21 protein-coding genes and 1 pseudogene are annotated in these 21757 nt (G+C 63.2%); 10 read left to right on the top strand and 12 right to left on the bottom strand.

Annotation, left to right across the window (positions count from 1 at the left end):
• Window positions 1–15: 15 nt before the first annotated feature.
• The gene (locus ACTHNZ_RS06075; RefSeq protein WP_440541600.1) at window positions 16–330 is read right to left on the bottom strand and encodes a DUF4148 domain-containing protein; all 315 of its coding nucleotides are present in this window, start codon (window positions 328–330) and stop codon (window positions 16–18) included.
• Between the two features lie 340 nt (window positions 331–670).
• Between ACTHNZ_RS06075 and ACTHNZ_RS06070 the strand changes: the two genes are divergently transcribed.
• Together ACTHNZ_RS06070 and ACTHNZ_RS06065 are read left to right on the top strand one after the other, a co-directional pair.
• A complete protein-coding gene (locus ACTHNZ_RS06070; protein WP_440541599.1) occupies window positions 671–1060 on the top strand; it encodes a type II toxin-antitoxin system RelE/ParE family toxin in 390 nt (129 codons plus the stop codon).
• Window positions 1035–1355 carry a helix-turn-helix domain-containing protein gene (locus tag ACTHNZ_RS06065; RefSeq protein WP_440541598.1) on the top strand — a complete coding sequence of 107 codons (321 nt, stop codon included), beginning with the start codon at window positions 1035–1037 and terminating at the stop codon, window positions 1353–1355. The genes ACTHNZ_RS06070 and ACTHNZ_RS06065 overlap by 26 nt, the downstream gene beginning before the upstream one ends.
• A gap of 75 nt (window positions 1356–1430) precedes the next feature.
• On the opposite strand, the gene ACTHNZ_RS06060 is transcribed toward ACTHNZ_RS06065, so the two are convergent.
• Genes ACTHNZ_RS06060 through ACTHNZ_RS06050 form a run of 3 tightly spaced genes read right to left on the bottom strand, consistent with a single transcriptional unit; the run spans window position 1431 to window position 4458 of the window.
• Window positions 1431–1745, bottom strand: a complete 315-nt coding sequence (locus ACTHNZ_RS06060; protein ID WP_440541597.1) for an AtuA-related protein — start codon at window positions 1743–1745, stop codon at window positions 1431–1433.
• Between the two features lies 1 nt (window position 1746).
• Window positions 1747–3129, bottom strand: a complete 1383-nt coding sequence (locus ACTHNZ_RS06055) for an acyclic terpene utilization AtuA family protein (protein ID WP_440541596.1) — start codon at window positions 3127–3129, stop codon at window positions 1747–1749.
• Between the two features lie 24 nt (window positions 3130–3153).
• On the bottom strand, window positions 3154–4458 hold the full coding sequence (locus tag ACTHNZ_RS06050; RefSeq protein WP_440541595.1) for a CitMHS family transporter: 1305 nt from the start codon (window positions 4456–4458) through the stop codon (window positions 3154–3156).
• A gap of 99 nt (window positions 4459–4557) precedes the next feature.
• Here ACTHNZ_RS06050 and ACTHNZ_RS06045 point away from each other — a divergent pair, with 99 nt between their 5' ends.
• The 3 genes from ACTHNZ_RS06045 (at window position 4558) to ACTHNZ_RS06035 (ending at window position 7270) form a co-directional block, all read left to right on the top strand.
• The gene (locus ACTHNZ_RS06045) at window positions 4558–5442 is read left to right on the top strand and encodes a LysR family transcriptional regulator (RefSeq protein WP_440541594.1); all 885 of its coding nucleotides are present in this window, start codon (window positions 4558–4560) and stop codon (window positions 5440–5442) included.
• 188 nt (window positions 5443–5630) lie between these two features.
• Window positions 5631–5951: a helix-turn-helix transcriptional regulator gene (locus ACTHNZ_RS06040; RefSeq protein WP_440541593.1), complete on the top strand. Its 321-nt coding sequence runs from the start codon at window positions 5631–5633 to the stop codon at window positions 5949–5951.
• Window positions 5948–7270 carry a type II toxin-antitoxin system HipA family toxin gene (locus ACTHNZ_RS06035; protein ID WP_440541592.1) on the top strand — a complete coding sequence of 441 codons (1323 nt, stop codon included), beginning with the start codon at window positions 5948–5950 and terminating at the stop codon, window positions 7268–7270. The genes ACTHNZ_RS06040 and ACTHNZ_RS06035 overlap by 4 nt, the downstream gene beginning before the upstream one ends.
• Window positions 7271–7342: 72 nt before the next feature.
• Here the strand turns inward: ACTHNZ_RS06035 and ACTHNZ_RS06030 are convergent, their stop codons facing one another.
• The 5 genes from ACTHNZ_RS06030 to ACTHNZ_RS06010 all read right to left on the bottom strand — a co-directional run bounded on the left by ACTHNZ_RS06030 (window position 7343) and on the right by ACTHNZ_RS06010 (window position 14384).
• Entirely contained in the window at window positions 7343–8458 is a 1116-nt protein-coding gene (locus ACTHNZ_RS06030) for a Rieske 2Fe-2S domain-containing protein (protein WP_440541591.1), read from the bottom strand.
• Between the two features lie 426 nt (window positions 8459–8884).
• Window positions 8885–10177: an NRAMP family divalent metal transporter gene (locus tag ACTHNZ_RS06025; protein WP_440541590.1), complete on the bottom strand. Its 1293-nt coding sequence runs from the start codon at window positions 10175–10177 to the stop codon at window positions 8885–8887.
• Window positions 10178–10226: 49 nt separating this feature from the next.
• Window positions 10227–11459 carry an NAD(P)/FAD-dependent oxidoreductase gene (locus ACTHNZ_RS06020; RefSeq protein ID WP_440541589.1) on the bottom strand — a complete coding sequence of 411 codons (1233 nt, stop codon included), beginning with the start codon at window positions 11457–11459 and terminating at the stop codon, window positions 10227–10229.
• Window positions 11460–11547: 88 nt separating this feature from the next.
• Window positions 11548–13077 carry an amidase gene (locus tag ACTHNZ_RS06015; RefSeq protein ID WP_440541588.1) on the bottom strand — a complete coding sequence of 510 codons (1530 nt, stop codon included), beginning with the start codon at window positions 13075–13077 and terminating at the stop codon, window positions 11548–11550.
• 23 nt (window positions 13078–13100) lie between these two features.
• Window positions 13101–14384, bottom strand: coding sequence for an MFS transporter (locus ACTHNZ_RS06010; RefSeq protein ID WP_440541587.1), 1284 nt, complete (start codon window positions 14382–14384; stop codon window positions 13101–13103).
• Between the two features lie 109 nt (window positions 14385–14493).
• Between ACTHNZ_RS06010 and ACTHNZ_RS06005 the strand changes: the two genes are divergently transcribed.
• From ACTHNZ_RS06005 to kdgD, 5 genes are all read left to right on the top strand, one after another.
• Window positions 14494–15090 (top strand): helix-turn-helix domain-containing protein, encoded by a 597-nt coding sequence (locus tag ACTHNZ_RS06005; RefSeq protein WP_440541586.1) that lies wholly within the window; start codon window positions 14494–14496, stop codon window positions 15088–15090.
• A 13-nt stretch (window positions 15091–15103) separates the two neighbouring features.
• The gene (locus ACTHNZ_RS06000) at window positions 15104–15997 is read left to right on the top strand and encodes a LysR substrate-binding domain-containing protein (protein WP_440541585.1); all 894 of its coding nucleotides are present in this window, start codon (window positions 15104–15106) and stop codon (window positions 15995–15997) included.
• A 241-nt stretch (window positions 15998–16238) separates the two neighbouring features.
• Window positions 16239–17597, top strand: a complete 1359-nt coding sequence (locus ACTHNZ_RS05995) for an MFS transporter (protein ID WP_440541584.1) — start codon at window positions 16239–16241, stop codon at window positions 17595–17597.
• A gap of 39 nt (window positions 17598–17636) precedes the next feature.
• Window positions 17637–18977, top strand: a complete 1341-nt coding sequence (gene gudD, locus ACTHNZ_RS05990; protein WP_440541583.1) for a glucarate dehydratase — start codon at window positions 17637–17639, stop codon at window positions 18975–18977.
• 50 nt (window positions 18978–19027) lie between these two features.
• A complete protein-coding gene (gene kdgD / locus ACTHNZ_RS05985; protein WP_440541582.1) occupies window positions 19028–19945 on the top strand; it encodes a 5-dehydro-4-deoxyglucarate dehydratase in 918 nt (305 codons plus the stop codon).
• A 28-nt stretch (window positions 19946–19973) separates the two neighbouring features.
• On the opposite strand, the gene ACTHNZ_RS05980 is transcribed toward kdgD, so the two are convergent.
• The 3 genes and pseudogenes from ACTHNZ_RS05980 to ACTHNZ_RS05970 all read right to left on the bottom strand — a co-directional run.
• Complete coding sequence (locus ACTHNZ_RS05980) at window positions 19974–21206, bottom strand: type II toxin-antitoxin system HipA family toxin (RefSeq protein ID WP_440541581.1); 1233 nt, start codon at window positions 21204–21206, stop codon at window positions 19974–19976.
• Window positions 21203–21511, bottom strand: coding sequence for a helix-turn-helix domain-containing protein (locus ACTHNZ_RS05975; protein WP_440541580.1), 309 nt, complete (start codon window positions 21509–21511; stop codon window positions 21203–21205). Before ACTHNZ_RS05975 ends, ACTHNZ_RS05980 begins: the two co-directional genes overlap by 4 nt.
• A gap of 110 nt (window positions 21512–21621) precedes the next feature.
• Window positions 21622–21757, bottom strand: a pseudogene (locus ACTHNZ_RS05970) (3-oxoacyl-ACP reductase); the annotation flags it as partial.

The following is a 21757-nucleotide window of genomic DNA, read 5'->3' as shown; positions in this document are numbered from 1 at the left end:
ATGCCTCTTTGCCGGTCATTCGGAGGGAGGCTGCCGGCACTCCGTTTGGAACCAATAATCGACGAGCCGCTGCGCGGCTTGTAGGTCAGCTGGGTAGTACGGATCGTCAACCCATGGCCACGGATCGTAGCCCGCTTTCCTCAGCACTTCGGCCTCGGTTTGATGTTCGGCCAGCGTCGGGTGCGCGCTCGTCTTGAGCGCCGCCAGGTCGTGGCACTCCGCCGGGCTCAAGTGCCGCCCGGTGTACGTCGGCATGCCGCCGACGGCGCAGCCAGCAAGCAGCAGCGCGAGAACGCAAACTATCAACGGGGTTTTCTTCGGCTTTTTCATCGGACGTATCCCTTAGCCGCGGCGGCATCGTTCGATCACGGTTGCTTGCTCGAATGATATGCCTCCTGGCAGCAAGGACCGTTCCGTGACACCGCATGGGCGACGCTTCGCTCGGAAGGCGTTCGATGGGAGCACGCTCGCGACAGCGCGCCGTGGGATCTGCCGAAAGGCAACGGGCGCCTTCAGCCTCGGTGCAGGGTGATTGCGTCTGATAAGACTCCGCCGTTTGCCGGCCCGATCCTCACTGCTGGCAACATCACGGGTCCAAAGATCGGAACTCAGATCGCGCCCTAGACACCTATACCACTGAGTGGTATAGTTAACTCACTCCAACGTCCGTATGTTCGTCGCCAGAGCACCCCTGAGAGTATTCAAAACGGCATGGTTCACGAAGAAGGCGAGGACATCTGAAATATCCGATGCAACCTTGTGCAAGGCTGCTAGGGAACTGGGCGCCGGGCAGGGCGATGATCTCGGCGGGAACGTTTGGAAAAAGAGGCTGGATAGGAACACGAAACGAGGCATCATTGTCAATAAAGTGGGCGATTTTTGGGTGTTCGTCTACCTGTTCGCGAAGAGTGAACGAGAGAATATCGACGATCGCGAGTTGCGCGATTTCAAGCGACTCGCTCGCGACTTTGGTAGGGCAAAGAGCGCCGACATCGAGCGCATGTTGTCATTGAAGGAATTAGTGGAGATTTGCCATGGCTCGGACTCGCTTCAGAAGTGATGCGTCGGAAGCGATTCATGGCGCTGCGTCTGGTATGCACCGCGCGAAGGTCATCGATAAGAAGACGATGCGGGAGTATGACGACCTGTGCATCGAAAAGGCACCGGAGTTCAATCCCCAAGAGATTGCCCGCATTCGCAAGGGCGTGAATGTTAGTCAAGGCGTGTTCGCCTTATATCTGAACACGACGGCATCCACGATACGGCAATGGGAGCAGGGGGATAAGAAGCCGAGCGGCATCGCGGCTCGTATGCTCCAACTCGTGCAAAAAAACGGGCTGGGAATATTTGCCTGATGGGAGTGCGCCGGCAGCCGCGCCACCACGGCCTCGACAACGATATCGGCGCGGTCCTCAGCGTCTATAAGCGTTCTAAGCTCGAGGCGGCGCAATGTCCATATCGAGCACGATCGAGCTGACGGACTTGCCGTGTGCATCGAGTGCGAGCGATCGCGTGACGCCGCCTCCGAGCGCATTGCCCAGAACGAGATTGAACGCGGCGAGCCGAGGCAGGTCGTAGCGAACGACGTCTCCCAGCACGAAATCGGCGAGCCATGCTTTCACGCGCTCCGGCGTCAAATGAGCGCGCAGATGCTCGTAGTGCTTCGGATCGCGACAGATCACCGAAACGTTCAGCGTATTGCCCTTGTCGCCCGTGCGCGAGTGCGCGAGTTCGCGTAGCTTCACGTCAAGCCTCCACGAAGGTGAACGCGGGTGCAACGGTGCCGCGCGGCAGTAGGATCGATTGCACGGCGAGCACCTCGCGAGTCGATTTGGTCACGCCGCCGCCGCCGGCGGGGCCGTTCGTGTAAAGCGTCTCCACCTCGTTGCCTATGCGTTGCGCCTCTTGCGCGTTGGCGGTGCGACCGGCCACACGCAGCCGCACCTCGGCAGGCTCGGCCCGTGTCGACGCCCCCGTCTCGCCATATAGGGAATCGACGCCGATCAGATCGAAGCGCAATTCGCTAGCCAATACGTTCGTGAAAGCGAGCCGCTCGCGCACGATGTCGAGCGCAAGGCGCGCACGCGCCACTGCGCCGGGTCCCCCATACGAGATCAGTCCCTCGCCGATGAAGCCGTCGGCATATCCGACCGATACCTTGAGCGTGTCCGTCCTCGCGTGACCAAGGCCTCCCGTTACGCGCACGCGATCGGGCGCTTCTTCGAGCACCTCGACTTCCGTGAAATCGGCGACGACGTCGGGTTGAAGATAGCGGCTCGGGTCGTGGATTTCGTAGAGCAATTGTTCCTTGCACGTTGCCGCCGACACGCGCCCGCCCGCTTGCGGCACTTTCGTGATGACGACCGATCCGTCCGCCGAGACTTCACCGATCGGAAAGCCGAGACGAGCCAAGTTCGGCACGTCTTTGTAGCCGGGATCGGCGAAATAGCCGCCCGTCACTTGACCCGCGCATTCGAGCAGATGCCCAACGACAGTGGCCTGTCCGAGCGTGTCCCAGTCGTCCATGCGCCAGCCGAACTCGTGAATGAGCGGGGCCGTGAACAGCGACGGGTCGGCGACGCGCCCCGTGAGCACGATATCGGCTCCGGCCGCCAACGCACCGACGATCGGAGCCGAACCGAGGTACGCATTGGCCGAGACGATCTTCTCGCGGTAGCCGGCAACTTCATCGCCCGATTCCACGAAGCGAAAGTCGCCGTTTAAAACGAAGTCGAGCACGTCGTCGCCGCTGACCGCTGCAATCCTCAGTCCGCTCAAGCCGAGCGATTGCGCGATGCTCGCGGTCTTGAGCGCCGCCGCATGCGGATTGGCCGCGCCCATGTTCGAGATGATGCGCACACCGTTGCGCACGGCGACGGGCAACACCGCGCGCATGCGGGCTTCGAGCAAGGGGTCGTAGCCGAGATGCGGATTGTTGCGCTTCGTTTGCTGAGCGATCGCGATGGTTCGCTCCGCGAGACATTCGAAGACCAGATAGTCGAGCGCGCCATGTTCCGCGAGCTCGACGGCCGGCTCGATGCGGTCGCCCGAGTAGCCCGCACCCGCGCCGATTCGCACGCGGCGAGTCTGCTCTTCGAGTTTGAAGCCGTCTGTTTGATTCGCTGTCATTGCCTTGCCGTCGGTTGCACACACTCAAAGAGAAAAGACGCCGAGCACGACGCACGCGATCGTCATGACGATCGACGCCCCGAACAGCAGGGGAAAGGTGAACTTCTGGTGCTCGGCCAGCTCGATCCCGCACAGGCCGACGACGAGAAACGTCGCGGGCGTCAGTGGGCTGACGGGAAAGCCTGTCGTCATCTGGCCGAGCAGCGCGGCTTGCCCGATGTGCACCGCGGGCACGCCGAGTTGACCTGCCACTTCGGCGATCACGGGCAGCACGCCGAAATAGAACGAATCGGGATCGAACAGCAAGCTCAGCGGCATCGAGAGCAAGCCGAGAACAACGGGAATGTGGCTTGCCATCGACGGCGGGACGAACCCTACTGCTGCCTGCGCCATCGCTTTGAGCATGCCGCTGCCCTGCATGATCCCCGTGAACACGCCTGCCGCCAGCAGAATGCCGGCCATCATCAGTGCGGCGCGTGCATGAGCGTCGATGCGCTTGCGCTGCATTTCGACGTTCGGATAGTTGACCATCAGTGCAATGCACAGCCCGACCATGAACATGATCGCGGGCGGAATCTTCTCGCCCATGACGACCATCGTTCCGAGCACGATCAATGTCAGGACGATGTTGAACCAGAAGTTGCGCGGCCTGCGCAGCGCCTGCTCCTCCGGCGTCAATTCACGCTTCGGCACCACGATCTCGCCGCTCTGCGTGAGCACGCCGAGGCGCTTTTCTTCGCGGCGTCCGAGCCAATAGGCCGCGCCGAACACGAACACGAGGCCGATGGCTTGCACCGGGATCAGGGGATTGAAGAGAGCGGACACGGGCAAGTGCAGCGACGCCGATGCGCGAATCATCGGGCCCGTCCATGGCAGGAAATTGATGCCCGCCGCCATCGACGCGGCAGCCGCCAGCACACGCTTGTCCATTTGCAGGCGCTCATAGAGCGGCAGCATGGCCGGAATCGTGACGAGAAAGCAGACGGCGCCCGAGCCGTCCAGGTGAATCAACAGTGCAAGCAGCGTCGTGCCCATGACGATGCGTGTGGGTCGCGTGCCGACGGTACGCAAGATGCGGTCGATGATCGGATCGAGCGTGCCCGCATCGGTGATCGTGCCGAAGTACAGAATTGCGAAAACGAACATGCCCACGACGGGCGCGAGGCTCTTCAGGCCATCGACGACGAACTTGCTCGTGTGCAGCCCGAAGCCGCCGATCAGCGAGGCCGCGATCGGCACGACGATGAGCGCGACGAGCGGCGACATGCGCTTCGAGAGGATGGCGCCGAGCAGCACGGCGATCGTAAGAAGCCCCAGTAACGGCAGCATGACCTTGTCTCCAATCTTGTTTTTTGAGAGCTTCGAGCGTAAGTTCGCGGTGTCGATTACACAATTGAAATAATGTGATTGCAGCAATCACGATTCGTTATGGATCTGAATCTTCGCGAAATTCGTGCGTTCGTCACGGTGGCCGATGCGGGCAACTTCACGCGCGCCGCCGCTCAGTTGCATTTGTCTCAGCCCGCGTTGACCGTCCAGATCAGGCGCTTGGAGGAGCTCGTTGGCGCGCGGCTTTTCGATCGCAATAGCCGCAGCGTGGTGCTCACGCAGACGGGGCGGGAACTGTTGCCGCTGCTGCGCCGTTCGCTCGACGACATGGAAAGGGTGTTGCGCGATGCCCGCGCGCTGGGCGAGGGCGTGAGCGGTACGATCCGGCTGGCTTGTCTGCCGACGTTTGCAGCCAGCGCGCTACCGGAGTTGATTCGTACGTTTCGCGAGCAAGTGCCGCGTGCGAGCTTCCAGATTCGCGATGCGGTCGCGAGTACCGTCGTCGATCTGGTGCGCAGCGAGGAGGTCGATATCGGGCTCACGGGCGGCGACGTCGTCGATGCTTCGCTCGAGGTGCTGCATAGCGGCTCGGATCGCCTCGTGGTCGTATGCCCGAAAACGCACCCGCTTGCGCGCAAGCGGCGCATCAAAGCGGCCGACCTGGCAGGTTCGTCGCTTGTGCTGACCGCGTCCGGTACCAGCGTGCGGACCGTCGTGGATCGGGCTCTCGGTGCCACCGGATACTCGCTGGAGGTGGCGTGCGAGCCGACCTACATGATGACGGCCGTCGCGATGGTTCGGGGTGGCCTAGGGGTCACGATCCTGCCGGCGACCGCGCGCGAAGTGCTGGCTGAACCGGATCTCGTCGCGCGTCCGGTCGACGATCCCGCTTTCGTCCGTGCCACCGCGCTCGTGAAGAAGCGCGGCCGAACGCTGCCGCGTATCACAGAGGCGTTCATCGGGGCGTTTTTGGCGCGGTTGTAGCCGGTGCAGTGCATCGAGAACGTCCTTTGCACAGGCTGCTTGGCTTTGAACGTAACGTATTTCATGCGGTACATTACAAGACGATGTGGCGTTAACGATGTATATATAGCACATTACGGCTGCGCCGAAAATGTATCGTATGTGCTACACTATGTTGTAAAAACGTCATAGTGTACGGAATACGGAACATGACCCTTTCCCAACTCGGTGAGTCGTTTCGCCAAGCGCGGATGGCTGCTAACCTCACGCAGCAGCAGGTCGCGGATATTAGCGGGGTGACACGCGGCCGCATCAGCCTGTTTGAAACCGGAACACTTCCCGAAATCGGTACTGTCAAGATGCTGAGCCTTTTCGACGCGGTAGGGTTGGAGCTGATTGCGCGTCGGCCGGGCCATCAGCGCACGCTGGACGACGTCGTGATCGAGTCGGCCGGATTCAGCGATGAGCCGCCGCGACAGCGTGTCAGAAAGCGGGCGGGGCACCGCAAGGCTGTCGAGGGCGACTCGTGACCCGTTCCTCGCTCGATGTTTATGTGTCCGGAGAGCGAGTAGGCACGCTTACCGAAGAAGCCGGCAGATATGTTTTCTCCTATCTGCCCGACATTCCGTCAGCAAGCCTCGTTTCGCTTCTTATGCCTGTACGAGCGGCGTCGTACGACTGGGGCACGTTGCATCCCTTCTTTCAAATGAATCTGCCGGAAGGGTTCAAGAAGGATCTGATGATCCGCCGGCTTGGCCCACATACGGACGTGAGCGATTTCGGTTTGCTCGCGCTGACCGGCGCAAACGCGATCGGGCGAGTTCAGGTCGTGCCGCGGGGCGTCAAGCCCACAGCCGCAGTGAGCAATGCCGATATGGCTGGGCTGTTGGCATCGGCCGACTCGCGTGAGAACCTCTTGCAGTTGCTGGAAGCCGGGGTCGCAGAAGGCGTGTCGGGCGTCATGCCGAAGGCGTTTGCCCAACCGGCCGATAAGACTACGGTTTGGACCGACGAATTCATCCTGAAGACGGGTTTTGATGATTTGCCCGGGCTCGCAATCAACGAATATCTATGCCTTGAGGTCGCTCGTGAGGCCGGCCTCGAAGTACCCGAAGCACAGTTGTCCGACGACGGACAAGTTATAGCCGTTCGCCGATTCGACCGCATCGCGGAAGGCGGAATGCTGGGAGTGGAGGATTTCTGCGCTCTCAAACCCAACGATGCCGTGAACAAATACAAAGGATCTGTCGAGGATCTTGCCAAGCTCACCCATGCTTACGTATCGCGGGCGACATTCAAGGACAATGCAAGGCGTCTTTACGCGCTTCTATTGCTGAACCATGCGGTTCGCAACGCTGATGCACACCTCAAGAACTTCGCGCTCGTCTACTCCAGTATCGAGGATGTACGGCTTTCACCGGTGTACGACGTGCTAAGCGGAACCGTCTACCGGCAATATGCGACCCACTTGCCAGCGCTGACGTTGCAGGGCAAACGCGTTTGGGCGGCGGGCTCGATGCTGGCGGCCTACGGAGGGGGGCGGCTTGGTTTGAGCCGGGCGGATATGAACGAGGCGCGCGAGCGCGTTTCGCGTGCCGTCCATAAAGTCGTCCCAATGGTTGCTGAATATGCGGAGCGTTACCCGAGTTTCCGGCAAATCGCCAAGAGCATGTTGGATGTATGGGCTTGCGGGCTCGAAGATATCAAGCCCGACGCGAAACCTGGGAAGGGTGTTCCCGCGCCCTTACGCGAGCAGATGGGCATGTCTGCGGACGATTCGCCGACTCAACGCAAGGAAGGCAATCCATACGCCAATATCGACGGAGCGTTCAGCCATAAGGCTCGATAGTCGAGCGTTCGCTCATGCGGTGCGTTGGTGATGGGTCTGTGTCGTCGGGCAAGCTGTAACGCCTACATATCGTCAGGGCGAATGGCGGCGGGCGCCGGCCTCGCGGATCGGGATGACGGTTCGGCCGCCACTGTTGCGCAATAGGTCGCGCAATTCGAGGATGACGGGGAACACCTCATGGTTCCAATCGGCACCTTGCTTATCGTGCGCTTCTTGCTCCTGCTCGACGATCCACCTATCTTCCTTGAAGATCCGTTCGGTGAACCAGACGAGCAGTGGCCACGCCAGGTCCAGCGCAAATGGAATACGCGGCTTGCGGATCGAAAGCAGACCAAACGTGCGGTTCGTACGCTGTTCGGCATCGAGCGGCACGTAGACGATCCACAAGTCCATCACCAGCGTGCCGTCGCTCGAGCGAATCTGCAGGGTTTGGTACGGATAGCCGGTGCGTATCGTCATGACGTCCTTGTCGTCTTCTCCCCGGTCTCCCTTGGCGGCACCGAATACCAGCGCCTCCCCCACTGGCTGCTTCCCCTCCATCCGTGCGAACGTGTAATCGACTTCGACCCAATCCTCGCCGCGGCGGCGGCCCAGCGAGCGCGCGCGCATCTGCCCCATCTCGCGCCGGTGCAGGAACTGATGGTTCATGTCCATCAGGTTTTCGTGCATGAAGGAATAGTGGCACTTGACTTCACGGCCGAAGCGGCGCGTCTTGTACGCCTTGTCTTCCACCGAAGGCAACTCGGGCAGCGGCCGCGTGTCGGCAAGTGCCGCATCGCCGGGAAAGACGAAGATGAGGCCATGCTGCTCGCGGCACGGATAGGCGCGCACGCCGTTGGGCAGTCGCTCGCGCCCGAGATAGGGCACGTCGACGCAGTGGCCGGCGCAGTCGTAGGTCCAGCCGTGATAGCCGCAGCGGATGGATTCGCCGTCCACCACGCCGGCATGCAGCGGAACCTGCCGATGCGCACACCGGTCCTCCAGTGCGAATATCGTGCCCGACTCGGTTCTTACCAGAACGATGGGCTCGCCCGCAAAGTGCACCCCGAGCGTTTTGCCCCGTTTGACCTCGCGCGACCACGCCAACGGATACCAGTAATCGGGATGGATGGGAACGCGGCGCAGATCGCGCTCGGGCGCGTGTGTGGAGGGGGTGACGGCACTGCTGTCCAAAGGCACTGCATGCATGCGTGAGGCCTCCTTTATAACGGGCTTATGACGGGACAGGTTCGAGCGTTGCGTGTGTGGACGCACGAGCGAAAGGGCGCGTAGGGCAGTCTACGCCAAACCGGCTCGCCAAGCGTACTATGTCCAGGTTGACCAGCGAGCTTCGGGAGGCGCCATGAAAGCCAGGTGTCCGTTGCATGGGCCGACGACCATCGTCGGCACGAATGCCTATGGATTCCCGATTTATGCATGCTGCTGCGACGATCCACCCTACGTCGCGCCGCCGGACGCATGCGCGAGAGAGCCGAATCGACGCGGGGCCGACCCGCGGCAAGCGCCGCAGCGGCCGAAGGCGGAAGAAGAAGGGCGCCGTTGATTCGCTGGGCGAGCGCCTCGGGTCGAGAACGGACAATTCGGTACGTGAGTCTCGCACGCTACCTGCAGCTGTCATCCCGGCACGAATACGCCGACCGCCGCGACGGCCATCGCGACCGTCGCGATCCATCCGCCCCAGGCCATCAACCCTTTGACGGCGAACTGGCCCATGATGCGACGGCTTCCGGCCATGAGCATGATGATCGCCATGATCGGTACCGCGGTGATGCCGTTGATCACCGCGCTCCAGTACAGCGCGTGGATCGGGTCGAAATGCATGAACGTGATCATTACGCCCCCGGCGATCGACAGCGCGATGACCGCATAGAATTGGCGCGCGAGCGACAGATGCAGCGCTAGCGAACTGCGCCAGCGGAAGCTGCCCGCGGCGGCGTAGGCTGCCGATCCCGCAAGGACGGGCAGTGCGAGCAGACCGGTGCCGATGATGCCGAGCGCAAATAGCGCGTAGGCGAAGCGCCCACCGATCGGCTCGAGTGCCCGAGCGGCGTCTGCCGAGGTTTTCACGTCGATGTGGTGCAGATGCAGGGTCGCTGCCGCCGTCAATACGATGAAAAATCCAATGAGGTTCGACACGCCCATGCCGACCCACGTGTCGAAGCTGATGCGCATCATCTGCGCCGGTGCCTGACGAGGGACGCGGCGCAGCGGCTGTTGGCCCGGCTGCGATCGCATTTCCTCGACTTCTTGCGAAGCCTGCCAGAAGAACAGATACGGGCTGATCGTCGTGCCGAGCACCGCCACGATCGTCGTCAGGTAGTCCGAGCTCAGCGAGAAACGGGGCATGACGATCGAGCGTGCAACATCGCCCCACTTGACGGGAACGATGAGCGCGACGGCGACATAAGCGAGGAGGACCAGCGCTATCCACTTCAGAAGGCGCGCATATCGGTCATACGGAACGAAGATCTGCAGGCAGACCGATAGCGCGCCGAGCACGACGACGTTCAGTTGCTGAGGAGTCCTCACCAGCAACTGGGCGGCCGCGCCCATCGCGGAGAGATCCGCCGCGATGTTGATCACGTTCGCGACGATCAGCAGCAGCACGGCGCCATAGAGCAGCCACTTGGGGTAGTGCGTGCGAATGTTCGACGCGAGGCCCTTCCCCGTCACGCGGCCGATCGTTGCGCTCACGAGCTGGATCGCCGTCATGAGCGGGTAGGTCAGCAGCAGCGTCCATAGCAAGTTGTACCCGAACTGCGCGCCGGCTTGCGAATACGTGCCGATCCCGGAGGGATCGTCGTCCGCCGCGCCCGTGATCAAGCCCGGCCCGAGGCGTCGGATCCACGATCGTTCGACGGGGTCTTCGACCGTGCTTTCGGGTTCGTGAAGTTTATCGTCGCTCACGGCTGCCTCCTGTGATGGAGACGCGCCTGCAATAACCAGGCCTGATCGTTCAGAAGCGATCGGCGCGAAACGGCGTCGGGTCGGCGATCGTCGGTGTGCCGGTCATCATTTCGGCGAGGAGCCGCCCCGTGATCGGGCCGAGCGTAAGACCATGATGCGCGTGGCCGAATGCGAACCAAAGATTTCGATGCTTCGTTCCTGGGCCGATGATCGGCAGCATGTCGGGCGTGCATGGCCGGCTGCCGAGCCAAGGCTCGGCATCGACCCGTTCGCCCAGGGGGAAGACGCCGCGCGCGAGCGGCTCGACGGCTTCGAGTTGCACGGGCGTTTTTGGGGCATCGCGATAGCCGAGCTCGACGCCGGTGGTCAAGCGGATGCCGCGCACCATCGGCGTGATCAGATAGCCTGCCTCGGCGTCGAGCACGGGCTGGTTCAGCCGGGCGCCGTCTCGCGCCGCATAGTGCATGTGATACCCGCGCTTCGCGGCGAGCGGCAGCGCGTAGCCGAGCCGGCGCGTCGCGTCGTTCGACCACGGGCCCAGCGCGATCACGGCCGAATCGGCATCGACGGGGCCTTCTTGCGTCTCGACGTGCCACGACGGCGCGAGCGTGCTCGCGTCTCCGATCAGAATGCGCCCGCCTAGCCGCTCGAAAAGACGCGCATATGCCGTGACCAGGCCGTTCGGATCGCTGACGGAATCGGAGGATGGGTACCGGACCGCGCCGATCAGCACCGGCCTCAACGCGGGTTCGGCCGCCCGTAGCGCAGTGCCGTCGAGCGCCTCGTGGTGCACACCGTACTCCGCCTCCCAACGTCGCGCGTCCGCGATGGCCGCGTCGAGCGCGCGAGACGTGCGAAACACCTTCATCCATCCGCCGGTGCGCAACAGCGATCGAGCACCGGCCTCCTCGATGAGCGTGCGATGTTCCGTCACGCAATGCTCGATCAACGTCGAATAGGCGCGCGCGATGGCGGCATGTCTGTCCGCGCGCGAATGGTGCCAATACCGGTAGAGGAACGGCAGCAGCTTCGGCATCGCCGCGGGGTGGTAACGCACGTCCGTCGCGCGATTGCTTGCGTAGCGCGCGAGCGAAGCCCAATCCCGCGGGAACGCATAGGGATAAACGCCTTCACGCTGAATCAGCCCGGCGTTGCCGAACGACGTTTCGTTGCCGGGCGCCTTGCGGTCGACGAGCGCAACCGATAGGCCGCGTCGCTTCAGTTGGAGTGCCACCGAGACGCCTACGATGCCGGCGCCGAGGACAATTGCATCGACTTTCATCACATCCTTTCGTGCATCCGCATCCGCATCCGCATCCGCATTTCCGTTTCGCCTATGCAGCCGGTGCTGCCGTTGCGGCCCGTGGCGATCATACCGCCGACGGCCCCGATGCGTAGCGGACGCCTGCGTTCAAATCCGGCGGCGTCGTGACGATCGATTTCAGCGCCGGGTTCGGCTCTGTGAGACGCGTCAGATCGGGGCGCGGGCGGCGCAGCGTCGGCGAAGCCGCGAACGCCTGTTCGAGCGCTCTCGCCGTTCGCAAAGTCTGCAAATCGCCGCGAAACGGGCCGACGACCTGCAAGCCGAACGGCATGCCGGCCGCATCGACGCCGCACGGCAACGCAAGCGCAGGGTGGGTCGTGAGCGTCACGACATAGGTGAGGGCGAGCCAACGGTAGTAGTTCGCTTGCGGCCGGCCCTCGACGGTGGCCGCGTAGAGTTCGGTCCATGGAAACGGCGATACCGGTGTGACGGGCGAAACGATCACGTCGAACTTCGAGAATGCCCGCTGAAAGCGCTGAAAGATGCGAGTTTGCTCGGCATGCGCCCAGGCGCAATCGGCGAGCGACATCTTGGCGCCCATTTCGTAATTGGCCCGCGTATTCGGCCCGAGCGCGCCCGGGTCGCGCGCGTAGATCGCATGCAAGCCCGCGACGAAGCTCTCGGCCCGAATCACGTCGAAGCAACGGTGCGCATCGCCGAAATCGAACTCCACGGGCTCGCACGTATGAACGATGCGTGCAAGCTCGGCCACCCGCGCGCGGAACGCGGAGCGGATGTCGCCGTCGACGTCGCAGCACCCGAAGTCCTCGGTGTAGCCGATGCGCAGCGTCGAAGGATCGATATCCGGCGAGCGCAAAAACGCTAGCGGATCGACCGCATAGCTCAGCGGATCGAGCGCCGATTCGCCCGCGGTCGCGGCCAGCTGCAACGCCGTTTCGGCGACGTCCCGCCCCATCGGACCGACCACCGAGATCGGTGTCCAGCCGAGCAGGCGCCGTGAATTCGGCACGAGCCCCGGTGACGGGCGAAAACCCACGACGCCGCACTTCGCCGCGGGAATGCGCAGCGATCCTCCCGTATCGGAGCCGGTACACACCGGCAGCATGTCGCACGCGAGCGCGGCGGCCGACCCGCCCGAGGAGCCGCCTGCGTTCAGCGCAGGGTTGAAGGGGTTGCCCGTCGCGCCCCATACCGGGTTGCGCGTGTTCGCGCCCGCGCCGAGTTCGGGCACGTTCGTTTTGGCGACGAGGATCGCGCCGGCCGCGCGCAGGCGCTGAACGAGCAGCGCATCGCTGGATGGAACGTGGCCGCGCGATGCCGGCGATCCATAGGTGGTGAGCAAGCCCGCGGTGTCTTCGAGATCTTTGACACCCAGCGGAAGGCCGTGCAGCAAGCCGAGCGGCTGGCCGTCCATTACCGCCTGTTCGGCGGCTTTCGCGGCGTCGCGCGCCGCGTCGAAGCACGTTGCCGTCACGGCATTGACGGCCGGATTGACCGCTTCGATGCGGGCGATGCAGGCGTCGAGCAGTTCGACCGGAGAAACGGCCTTGGTACCGATCAACCGTCTCAATTCGACGGCGGATAGGCTTGTGAGCCCGGCGTTGTCATGCGTCATTGAGCGCTCCAACGAGAGAGGGGTCAGCCGATCGCTTCGCCGGTGCGATCGCGCAGCCAGAACACCGGAATCAGCGACACGGCGCAGGCGGCCGCGACATACCACGCCGGCGCGAGCGGACTGCCGGTGCGGGCGACGAGCCAGCCGGCGATCAGCGGCGAGAAGCCGCCGAAGAAGGATGCGCTGACGACGTAGGTGAGCGCAATCCCCGTGGCGCGAACTTCGCGCGGGAAGAGCTCGGGAATCATGACCAGCACCGGCACGATCTGGCCGGCGACGAACACCGCAAAAAACGCCGAGAGCGCGCAGAGCAAGCCGACCGACGGTTGCGCGGTCAGCCACGCGAATGCAGGGTAGACGCACAGCAACAGCGTGACTCTCGATGCTATCAACACGGGCTTGCGGCCGATGCGATCCGCGAGTTTGCCCGCGAGCGGCGCAACGAGGAACAGCACGAGCGCGCTGACCACGGCGGACAACACGGACGCCGTGTGAGACAGGTGCAGCGTGCGCACCGCATGATTGGGCAAATAGAACGTCATGACGTAGACCGACACCGATCCGCCCAGCTCCGCGAAGGTTCCGAGGACCGTGAGCCGCCAGTGCGTCGTCAGCGCGGCCTTCACGGCATTGCGGCGATGGCTGCGCTGCACGGTGACGCTCAGCGTTTCTTCGAGCCGGCGGCGAATCAGCGCTCCGACCGGCGCCGCCAAGACGCCGAGCAGGAAGGGCAGGCGCCATCCCCATTCGCTGACGGCTTCCTTCGATAGCACGGCATTCAGGAGCGACGCGACCGTCGCGCCAAGGGCGACGCCGAGCGCCGTGGCCGCGAAGTTCCAGCTCGCGAAGAACGCGCGGCTTGCGTCGCTCGCATATTCGACGAGCAGCGTCGTACCGGGGCCGAATTCGCCGCCGGCCGCGAATCCCTGCACGAGCCGCGCCGCGAGGACGAGCAGCGGTGCGGCGATGCCGATCGCCGAATACGTGGGCGCACAGGCGATCAACGCGCAACTGAGCGCCATCAGCATGATCGTGAGGACCATCGCATTCTTTCTGCCGGCTCGATCGGCATAGGCGCCGATGACGATGCCGCCGAGCGGCCGGACGACGAAGCCCACGCCGAACACGGCGATCGACAACAGAAATTGATTCACTGGCGATGCCGACGGAAAGAAGAGCTTGCCGATCGGGATCGCGAAAAAGCTGTAGATCGTGAAGTCGTAGTATTCGAGCGCCGTCCCAAGCGTGGTCGCGACGATGACTTGACGCTTCGAAAGACCGGCTTTCGTTAGGGCAATGGAGGCCACGGCTCACTCCTGAGGTCCTGAGGGGTAGGGACGGCGTGCGAGTTATCATATACGAGAAAAAATTGATTCTCGTATACGATAAAACCCGCACGGGAGAACCGTTCCTTTCATGGAAATCGATCACAAAGTCATCGGTGCACGCCTACGCGAGGCTCGTAAGGCGCGAGGCTTCACGCTGATGCAGTTGTCCTCGCTCTCCGGGATTGCCGTGTCGACGATTTCGAAGGCCGAGCGGGGCGACATTGCGCTGACCTACGACAAGTTCGCTGCGCTGGCGCATGCGCTGAGCATTGACTTCGATGTGATCTTCGGCAAGCCGGAGCGCGCGAAGACGGGGCGGATGGAGCCGTCGCTGACACGCTCCGGCGAGCAGATGACGTACGACACGCCGCTCTATGAGTACGGGATGATTGCCAACGATCTCACGGGCAAGCGCATGGTGCCGGTACGCGGACGGATCCATGCGCGTTCGCTCGGCGATTTCCCGGAATTCATTCGCCACGGCGGCGAGGAATTCCTCTTCGTGCTCGGGGGCGAACTGCAATTGCATTTCGAGGATGGCACGGTGTACGCGCTTTCGCGCGGCGACAGCTTGTATTTCGACAGCGCGGTCGGCCACGCGTACATCAGCGTCGGCGACGACGATGCGGACGTGCTCGTTTGCTGCGTGGATGCCGATCCCGTGCGCTCGCCTGAGGTGCTCTGAAAGGGCGGTCATCATGTTCGAAATCAGCCAAATCCGTTGCTTCGTCGCCGTTGCCGAGGAGTTGCACTTCAGCCGTGCGGCCGAGCGCCTGAACATGACGCAACCGCCGTTGAGCCGGCAAATCCGGTTGCTCGAGCATCAGATCGGCACGCCGCTCTTGGACCGCACGAGCCGCTCCGTTCGGCTGACCGCCGCGGGCCGCTCGTTCTTGCTCGAGGCGACGCGAATTCTCCGTCTGGCCGAGGAAGCGGCCTACACAGCTCGTCGCGTCGCGAAAGGCGAGACTGGGTTTCTGTCGATCGGCTTCACCGCCGCCTCCGGCTATGGCCTGCTGCCGAAGCTCGTGCGCCTCGTGCACGAGCACTCGCCGGGCGTCGCACTGACCCTCAAGGAGTTCGTGAGCCGCGAGCAGCTCAAGGCGCTGGCGTCGGGGCAGCTCGACCTCGGGCTCTTGCGCCCGCACGTCGACAGCGGCGAGCTCGAAACGGCCGTGCTCGGCAACGAAGGCCTCGTGCTCGCGATTCCCGAGAGCCAAGCCGCGCATTGGCCCGAGCACCCCGTTGCCGCCGACCTGCATGGCCGCCCGCTTCTGATGTACTCGCCCTACGAGGCCGACTACTTTTACCGGCTCATGCAGGCGATCTTCGACCGTGCCGGCGTCGTGCCGGACTTCGTCGAGCATGTCGCCCAAATTCATACGATGCTGGCGCTCGTCCATGCGGGCATCGGTGCCGCGTTGATTCCGCAGGCGGCGACGCGGCTGCGGTTCGAAGGCGTCGTCATGCGCCCGATCGACACCGATCCGCCGCAGCCGGTCGAAACGATCTGCGCGTTCCGGCGCAGCAACGACAATCCGATTCTGGCGATCGTCAAGCATCAAATCCTGCCTACCTTCGCGGATCGATGAGCCGATACGGCCGCGTGCCCAGGAACGAGGCGCGCATTCGCCGCTTCGAAGATTCGTAGCGGAGTCCTCAGCGCCGATCGGCCAATCTGTGTGTGTCCACCGTGCTATTGATCCAAGTTTTGAATCAATCGAGTCACGGGTTGATTTGATCCTGAATCGACCTCCCCCGAGAATGCAACGGACAACAACGCCGGAGCGATTCACCCTGCAGGGCGAACGCTCGAATCGGAGGAGACGGAACATGGAACAGATACACGCGCCGGCCGCACCGGTCGTTCGCAAGCTCGCATCCCGCACGCGCTGGGGCATCCTTGCGATGCTTTTCATCGTCACGACGGTCAACTACGCGGACCGTGCCACGATCTCGATCGCAGGCCCGGCGATCCGCAAGGCGATGGAGCTCTCTCCCGTGGAGATGGGCTACATCTTTTCAGCATTCGCGTGGTCGTACGTCGTCGCGCAGCTGCCGGGCGGATGGCTGCTCGATCGCTTCGGCTCGCGGATCACCTATTTCTTCAGCATCCTGCTGTGGTCGGTCTTCACGCTGTTTCAAGGGACGATCGGGTTCCTGACCGGCGGTGCGGCCGTTGCCGCACTGTTCTTGCTGCGGCTCGGTGTCGGTGCGGCCGAAGCGCCGTCGTTCCCGGGCAACAGCCGCATCGCCGCCGCTTGGTTTCCATCCCATGAGCGCGGCATGGCCGCCGCGATCTTCAACTCGGCCCAGTACTTCGCGACCGTGCTGTTCGCGCCGATCATGGGCTGGCTCGTGCACAGCCACGGCTGGCAAAGCGCGTTCGTGTTCATGGGCGTGGTGGGCATCGTCTGTGCCGGCGTGTGGCTCAAGGTGATCCACGGGCCGAAAGAGCATCCGGCAATCAGCGAGAGCGAGCTGCGCTATCTCGAGGAAGGCGGCGCACTGGTCGCGCTCGATGCCGGCCCGGGCGACGCCAAGCCCAAAGAGGTGCAGACCTGGGCTTGCATCAAAGAGCTGCTCGCGAACCGCATGCTGCTTGGCGTCTATATCGGCCAGTACTGCATCACGACGCTGACGTACTTCTTCCTGACATGGTTCCCGGTGTATCTCGTCCAACAGCGGGGCATGACGATCTTGAAGGCCGGTTTCGTGGCGTCGCTGCCGGCCATCTGCGGTTTCCTCGGCGGGATCATCGGGGGCTGGCTGTCGGACCGGATGTCGACGGCGGGCTTCTCGCTGTCGGCCTCGCGCAAGACGCCGATCGTCCTCGGCATGCTGATGTCGATGAGCATGATCGCCTGCAGCTACATCAGCGACAACACGCTCGTCGTCATCGTGATGTCGCTCGCGTTCTTCGGCAAAGGCGTCGGCGCGCTCGGCTGGGCCGTCGTGTCCGACACGTCGCCGCGCGAAGCAGCGGGGCTGTCCGGCGGGCTTTTCAACACGTTCGGCAATACGGCCGGCATTACGACGCCGATCGTCATCGGCTACATCGTGCAGGCGACGGGCTCGTTCGCCGGTGCGCTGGTGTTCGTCAGCGCGAACGCGGCGATGGCCATCGTCAGCTACCTCGTCATCGTCGGCGAAATCAAGCGCGTGCACCTCGTGAAATCGCTGGCGAGATAAGCCGCGCCGCCGATCATTTTTACCCAGCGGAGCTTTTTGATGAATACCACTTTCTCCGGCACGCCGGTCGTAACGGACCTGCGGGTCGTTCCGGTCGCCGGCCAGGACAGCATGCTGCTGAATCTCAGCGGCGCACACGGCCCGTGGTTCACGCGAAACATCGTCATCGTGCGCGACAGCGCCGGGCGCACGGGCCTTGGCGAGGTGCCCGGCGGCGAGGCGATCCGCAAGACGCTGGAGGATGCGCGAGCGCTCGTCGTGGGCCGTCCCATCGGCCGCTACAACGAGATCCTGAATGCGATGCAGGCGGCGTTCGCCGAGCGCGACGCCGGCGGTCGCGGGCTGCAGACCTTCGATTTGCGCACGACGATCCACGCGGTGACGGCAATCGAGTCCGCATTGCTCGATCTGCTCGGGCAATTCCTCGACGTGCCGGTCGCGGCGCTGCTCGGCTCGGGGCAGCAGCGAGACGCGGTCGAGATGCTCGGTTATCTGTTCTACGTCGGCGAGAAGCGCAAGACGCCGCTCGCCTATCGCACGGAGCCCGATGCCGACGACGCTTGGTTCCGTTTGCGCAACGAGGCCGCGCTCACGCCCGAGGCCGTCGTCCGGCTCGCGGAGGCGGCGCAGGCGCGCTACGGCTTCAATGACTTCAAGCTCAAGGGCGGCGTGCTGAGCGGAGATGAAGAAATGGATGCGGTCGTCGCGCTGCACGAGCGTTTCCCCGATGCGCGCGTGACGCTCGATCCCAACGGCGCGTGGTCGCTCGCCGAGGCGGTACGGCTGTGCCGCGACAAGCACGGCGTGCTGGCTTATGCCGAGGACCCGTGCGGAGCGGAAGGTGGTTATTCGGGCCGGGAAGTGATGGCCGAATTCCGCCGCGCCACGGGGCTGCCGACGGCGACGAACATGATCGCGACCGACTGGCGCCAGATGGCGCATTCGATCCAATTGCAATCGGTCGATATTCCGCTTGCCGATCCGCACTTCTGGACGATGCAGGGCTCGGTGCGCGTGGCGCAGCTGTGCCAGATGTTCGGGCTCACGTGGGGATCGCATTCGAACAATCACTTCGACATCTCTCTCGCGATGTTCACGCACGTCGGCGCCGCGGCGCCGGGCAACGTGACGGCGATCGACACGCATTGGATTTGGCAGGACGGACAGCGTTTGACGCGCGAGCCGCTGCGGATCGCCGGCGGCAAGATCGAGGTGCCGCGGAGAGGCGGTCTCGGCATCGAAATCGACATGGACGAAGTCGAAAAGGCGCACGCGCTGTACCTGAAGCATGGTCTCGGCTCGCGCGACGACGCCGCGGCCATGCAATACCTGATTCCCAATTGGACATTCGACAACAAGCGTCCCTGCCTCGTGCGCTGAGGGCGTTGCGTACCCGATTCATTTACGGACTCTATGAGCAGGACCAGATCATGACCACACCGCAAGAACTGAAAACGATCGTTTCCGAGGGCCTCCTGTCCTTTCCGGTGACCGACTTCGACGCCCAGGGCGAATTCCGGCCCGACACCTATGCGGCCCGCCTCGAGTGGCTCGCGCCCTATGGCGCCAGCGCGTTGTTCGCCGCGGGCGGCACGGGCGAATTCTTTTCGTTGACGAAGAGCGAGTACTCGAACGTCATTCGGACCGCCACTGAAACGTGCAAGGGCAAGGTGCCGATTCTGGCCGGCGCGGGCGGCCCGACGCGCGTGGCGATCGAATACGCCCAAGAAGCGGAGCGCCAGGGCGCGCAGGGCATCCTCTTGATGCCGCATTACCTGACGGAGGCGCCGCAAGAAGGCATCGCGGCGCACGTCGAGCAGGTATGCAAGGCCGTGCCGAGGATGGGCGTGATCGTCTACAACCGCGCAAACTCCAAGCTCGATGCCGACATGCTCGAGCAGTTGGCGGATCGTTGCGACAACCTCATCGGCTTCAAGGATGGCGTGGGCGAGATCGAGGCCATGGTGACGATACGCAGGCGGCTCGGCGATCGCTTCGCCTATCTCGGCGGCTTGCCGACGGCGGAAGTGTATGCGGCCGCCTACAAGGCGCTTGGCGTACCGGTGTACTCGTCGGCCGTGTTCAATTTCATTCCGAAGACGGCCATGGCGTTTTATCGCGCTATCGCCTCCGACGATCACGCTACGGTGGGCCGCTTGATCGACGAGTTCTTCCTGCCTTATCTGAAGATCCGCAATCGTCGGGCGGGCTATGCGGTCAGTATCGTGAAGGCCGGCGCGAAGCTGGTCGGCCGCGATGCCGGCCCCGTGCGCGCGCCGCTGAGCGATTTGAACGCCGAGGAAATGGGGCAGCTCGACGCGTTGATCAAGAAGCTCGGGCCGCAGTGAAGGGGGAGACGCCAAAGCGTGGGGTTGGCTACTTGCGCGTACTGGCTAGATAGCGAGAACGTTCGACTTTCGAGCAAATATGCTCGTACGTCGAGCGCGCGATCGGCAAATTTCGTACGGAGGCCGGTAGATGCCCGGCGGCTTCGCAGACTTGATCGATGACAGCCGCTGCGTCTTCCTTCTTGATGCCCGCCTTGGACGCGAGATCAAGTAGATGTGAACGCTCGATCCGCATTGCCTCGCCGCAGACGTCCATCTGGTGATAGCCCCCGGGACCCTCGTTGAAAGTGAGGTCGTATCCGGGGGCGACACACCAAGTGCCATCCCGCCTCATCAGAAACGACAGGTTCTTCGCATGATCGTCCCGGTTGTGAAAGACCACATTGAACACACAACGCCGGTACATCTGCAAGACTTCCCGCTCGTCTGCGGTGAGCAGGCGAGTGAGCCTCAGCACTGAGAGGTAGTCGAGCGAGGGAAGCCGGAAGTCTGCGTGCGCCAGACCAGAAACACTATGCACTGGGACACGCATTCCCTCCACGCGGTCGAAACGCTCGATGCCGAATGCAGTCACGTCGTCAGCGAGCGCGAAGAAGTGTGTCGCGGGCATCGGAATCCCTGATATGCGGGCCATGCCTGCATATGCGTATTCGATCGCGCAGACTTCCGGAGCCTCTTGTCGACCGGGGAACTTAACGAGCCACGGCGAACCGGGTCCGTCTTCCGACATGGATGCGACGCCTGCGGTCCAGTCCAGGTTCACTCGAACTTTCGGCCGCGCACCGTGCGGGGATCCTCCCATCAGCGCAAGATCGCGCAGCATGTCCTCACTGTCCCCCGAAAGAACGCTGCGTACACTATTGGCGATTTTTAGCAGATCGACGTCACGCGTTTCAAGGTGCGGCTCTGACGGCGGCTCGAACGCTAGCGCACCCATGGCATCCTCGCCAATGAAGGCTAGCCGATCGAGCGGGGAAACGGTAGCGACATCGACGCCATTCTTGCGGAAGAGACGGTCCATGACGAGCATGCCCCACCCGTCGGGGAGCGCGTCGCTCACGAGGCCCGGCAGACGGTGCTGATGCCTCGGAAAATCGCCGTATGCCTCGCGTGAGAGCACGAGATGATAGGGCGACAGTTCTAGCCCGCGGGCCAGTGCATTCGGCGTGTATTGGAAGAGTAGATCACGTCCGTCGTCGGCCAACTGTGCCAGCGCGAATCGCTCGCCCCAGCCAACGTACGTTACGGTAAGTTTTTTCATGCTTCGACTTTCCGACGGCCGGCGCGCCGACGTGAGCGGCTCGCGGCCTCCATCTGCTCAATGCTGGCGGGGCGAGTGACGAACACGGGCTCCAACTGATGCAGCAGTCCGAGCGTGCTGGCTACTCGCAACATGACTTCGACCGTTACTAGGCCGGTTCGCTCGAGGTTACGGACGGCGCCAAGAGAAACACCCGCCCGCGCGGCCGTTTCGGCCTGCGATTGATTGAGCGACAGCCGGCGGGCCCGCAAGCGCTGCCCGAGTTCGCTCGCAACTTCTTGTGCGGTGGCTATCTTAAAGAGCATTATGATGACGTTTAGCCAAATAAATCGAGTTAATCGTCATTATAATGTCGGTAAGCCGGATGAACAACACTGTGCTGCCGCCAAATGCAATCGCCGTGCAATCCCGCCGCTCACCAGGGCACGACGCGCCCGAGGTAATCCACGTAGTGCAGCCCCGTCCGTCCTGCGTGCGCCTCGATCGTATCGACCAACTTCGGGATGCTCTCTTCGATGCTCAACCGCGCGTTTGGCCCACCCATATCCGTT

This window comes from Trinickia sp., from assembly GCF_051953955.1.
In the GTDB taxonomy this organism is placed as follows: Bacteria; Pseudomonadota; Gammaproteobacteria; order Burkholderiales; family Burkholderiaceae; genus Trinickia.
Note: the sequence above shows the minus strand (reverse complement) of the source record. Positions and strands in the feature narration are given on the sequence as shown.

What these genes read in the sequence shown, in the direction of transcription:
- ACTHNZ_RS06020 (WP_440541589.1), bottom strand. Translation starts at nt 11,459, where the DNA reads ATGAAAGTCGATGCAATTGTCCTCGGCGCCGGCATCGTAGGCGTCTCG.
- ACTHNZ_RS06075 (WP_440541600.1), bottom strand. Translation starts at nt 330, where the DNA reads ATGAAAAAGCCGAAGAAAACCCCGTTGATAGTTTGCGTTCTCGCGCTG.
- ACTHNZ_RS06005 (WP_440541586.1), top strand. Translation starts at nt 14,494, where the DNA reads ATGGAAATCGATCACAAAGTCATCGGTGCACGCCTACGCGAGGCTCGT.
- ACTHNZ_RS06065 (WP_440541598.1), top strand. Translation starts at nt 1,035, where the DNA reads ATGGCTCGGACTCGCTTCAGAAGTGATGCGTCGGAAGCGATTCATGGC.
- ACTHNZ_RS06050 (WP_440541595.1), bottom strand. Translation starts at nt 4,458, where the DNA reads ATGCTGCCGTTACTGGGGCTTCTTACGATCGCCGTGCTGCTCGGCGCC.
- ACTHNZ_RS06055 (WP_440541596.1), bottom strand. Translation starts at nt 3,129, where the DNA reads ATGACAGCGAATCAAACAGACGGCTTCAAACTCGAAGAGCAGACTCGC.
- ACTHNZ_RS05995 (WP_440541584.1), top strand. Translation starts at nt 16,239, where the DNA reads ATGGAACAGATACACGCGCCGGCCGCACCGGTCGTTCGCAAGCTCGCA.
- ACTHNZ_RS05980 (WP_440541581.1), bottom strand. Translation starts at nt 21,206, where the DNA reads ATGAAAAAACTTACCGTAACGTACGTTGGCTGGGGCGAGCGATTCGCG.
- ACTHNZ_RS06040 (WP_440541593.1), top strand. Translation starts at nt 5,631, where the DNA reads ATGACCCTTTCCCAACTCGGTGAGTCGTTTCGCCAAGCGCGGATGGCT.
- ACTHNZ_RS06015 (WP_440541588.1), bottom strand. Translation starts at nt 13,077, where the DNA reads ATGACGCATGACAACGCCGGGCTCACAAGCCTATCCGCCGTCGAATTG.
- ACTHNZ_RS05975 (WP_440541580.1), bottom strand. Translation starts at nt 21,511, where the DNA reads ATGCTCTTTAAGATAGCCACCGCACAAGAAGTTGCGAGCGAACTCGGG.
- ACTHNZ_RS06000 (WP_440541585.1), top strand. Translation starts at nt 15,104, where the DNA reads ATGTTCGAAATCAGCCAAATCCGTTGCTTCGTCGCCGTTGCCGAGGAG.
- ACTHNZ_RS06030 (WP_440541591.1), bottom strand. Translation starts at nt 8,458, where the DNA reads ATGCATGCAGTGCCTTTGGACAGCAGTGCCGTCACCCCCTCCACACAC.
- kdgD (WP_440541582.1), top strand. Translation starts at nt 19,028, where the DNA reads ATGACCACACCGCAAGAACTGAAAACGATCGTTTCCGAGGGCCTCCTG.
- ACTHNZ_RS06070 (WP_440541599.1), top strand. Translation starts at nt 671, where the DNA reads ATGTTCGTCGCCAGAGCACCCCTGAGAGTATTCAAAACGGCATGGTTC.
- ACTHNZ_RS06045 (WP_440541594.1), top strand. Translation starts at nt 4,558, where the DNA reads ATGGATCTGAATCTTCGCGAAATTCGTGCGTTCGTCACGGTGGCCGAT.
- gudD (WP_440541583.1), top strand. Translation starts at nt 17,637, where the DNA reads ATGAATACCACTTTCTCCGGCACGCCGGTCGTAACGGACCTGCGGGTC.